Genomic DNA, 1,946 nt, shown 5'->3' with positions numbered 1-1,946 from the left:
CCTATTCTGGCGCTGCTGATCGCATCATGGCTTTGGCTGGAGCCGCAAATCATCGAACAACAGGGGGGTATATGGCTGGTTTTCAAGCTCAAGTAAAGGGTGACCGCACCGCGCAAGCCATCGCCCGGCAGCTCAAGGCCATGGGCTGCGACCGGTACGACATCGGCATACGGGATGCCGCCAGCGGCAAGATGATGAACCGGGAATGGTCAGCCGCCGAAGTGCTCCAGAACACGCCATGGCTCAAGCGGATGAATGCCCAGGGCAATGACGTGTATATCAGGCCCGCCGAGCAGGAGCGGCATGGTTTGGTGCTGGTGGACGATCTCAGTGAGTTCGACTTGGATGACATGAAAGCCGAGGGCCGGGAGCCGGCGCTGATCGTGGAGACCAGCCCCAAGAACTATCAGGCATGGGTAAAAGTGGCTCAGGACGCCCCAGCAGGTCACAGGGGCGTAATCGCCCGGAAGCTGGCCCGCGAGTACGACGCCGACCCGGCCAGCGCCGACAGCCGCCACTATGGTCGCTTGGCGGGCTTCACCAACCGCAAGGACAAGCACACCACCCGCACCGGTTATCAGCCGTGGGTGCTGCTGCGTGAATCCAAGGGCAAGACCGCCACCGCAGGGCCGGAGCTGATGCAGCAGGCCGGGCAGGTGCTGGACAGCATTAAGCGCCAACAGGAACGGACGGCACGACTGGCCGAGATCACCGCCCCGCGGAGTGTGCGCCGGTATCGCCGCAGCGCCGTGGACGACTACCGCAGCGAAATGGCCGGGTTGGTCAAACGCTTCGGTGACGACCTCAGCAAGTGCGACTTCATTGCGGCTATGAAGCTGGCCAGCAAGGGCCGGGAGCCGGACGAGATCGCCAAGGCCATGGCCGAGGCCAGCCCCGCGATCATGGAGCGCAAGGCAGGCCATGAGGCCGATTACATCAAGCGCACGGTACAGAAAGTGATGGAGCTGCCGCAGGTGCAGGAGGCCCGCGCCGAGCTGGCGAAGCAGGCCGAGAAACAGCAGTACCGAGGGCCGACATTAGGATAAAACACTTGCATTAGAGCTAATGCCTGTTATGGTGTTAGCTCTAATGCGGAGGAAATATGAAAGACCAACACGACAAGCGTACCGGCAACCTGCTGGCCACCCCTAACGCTATACGACAGGCCCGCTTTGCCGAACAGCAGCGAGCCATGGGCCGCAAGGCCCGGAAGATATGGGCCACAGACGCAGAGGCCGAGGCGCTGCGGCTGTATCTGGAAGAACTCAGGGCGGCGCAGGGCGGGGGTAGTGACCCCGCCAGCGCCTAACCACCAACCGCCTACACAGGAGGCAAATCAATGGCTACCCATAAGCCTATCGACATTCTGGCGAGCTTCACAGAGCTACCGCCACCGATTGACTACGTACTGCCCAACATGGTGGCCGGCACCGTGGGGGCGCTGGTGTCCCCCGGTGGGGCCGGCAAGTCCATGCTGGCCCTGCAACTGGCCGCACAGATCGCAGGCGGCCCCGACCTGCTGGACGTGGGCGAGTTGCGCACCGGCCCGGTGATCTACCTGCCCGCCGAAGACCCGCCCACCGCCATACATCACCGCCTGCACGCATTGGGGGAACGCCTGACCGACGAGCAACGGCAAGCCGTGGCTGACGGTCTGCTAATCCAGCCGCTGATCGGCAGCCTGCCCAACATCATGGCCCCGGAGTGGTTCGACGGCCTCAAGCGCGCCGCCGAGGGCCGCCGCCTGATGGTGCTGGACACGCTGCGCCGGTTCCACATCGAGGAAGAAAACGCCAGCGGCCCCATGGCCCAGGTCATCGGTCGCATGGAGGCCATCGCCGCCGATACCGGGTGCTCTATCGTGTTCCTGCACCATGCCAGCAAGGGCGCGGCCATGATGGGCGCAGGCGACCAGCAGCAGGCCAGCCGGGGCAGCTCGGTACTGG

Annotated in this window: 4 protein-coding genes; all 4 read left to right on the top strand. The window is 64.1% G+C overall.

Annotated features, from left to right (window positions below; translation table 11 throughout):
- Positions 1-3: 3 nt before the first annotated feature.
- Positions 4-96 (top strand): IncQ-type mobilization protein MobB, encoded by a 93-nt coding sequence (locus tag R7P74_RS29970; RefSeq protein ID WP_225478689.1) that lies wholly within the window; start codon positions 4-6, stop codon positions 94-96.
- Positions 72-1,046 (top strand): DNA-primase RepB domain-containing protein, encoded by a 975-nt coding sequence (locus R7P74_RS24620; protein ID WP_318123271.1) that lies wholly within the window; start codon positions 72-74, stop codon positions 1,044-1,046. Before R7P74_RS29970 ends, R7P74_RS24620 begins: the two co-directional genes overlap by 25 nt.
- A 56-nt stretch (positions 1,047-1,102) precedes the next feature.
- The gene (gene urfF, locus R7P74_RS24615) at positions 1,103-1,309 is read left to right on the top strand and encodes a plasmid repression protein F (protein WP_112928753.1); all 207 of its coding nucleotides are present in this window, start codon (positions 1,103-1,105) and stop codon (positions 1,307-1,309) included.
- A gap of 30 nt (positions 1,310-1,339) precedes the next feature.
- On the top strand, positions 1,340-1,946 hold a 607-nt coding region (locus R7P74_RS24610; protein ID WP_318123269.1), incomplete at its 3' end, for a helicase RepA family protein.

This window comes from Vibrio sp. 2033, from assembly GCF_033339735.1.
Note: the sequence above shows the minus strand (reverse complement) of the source record. Positions and strands in the feature narration are given on the sequence as shown.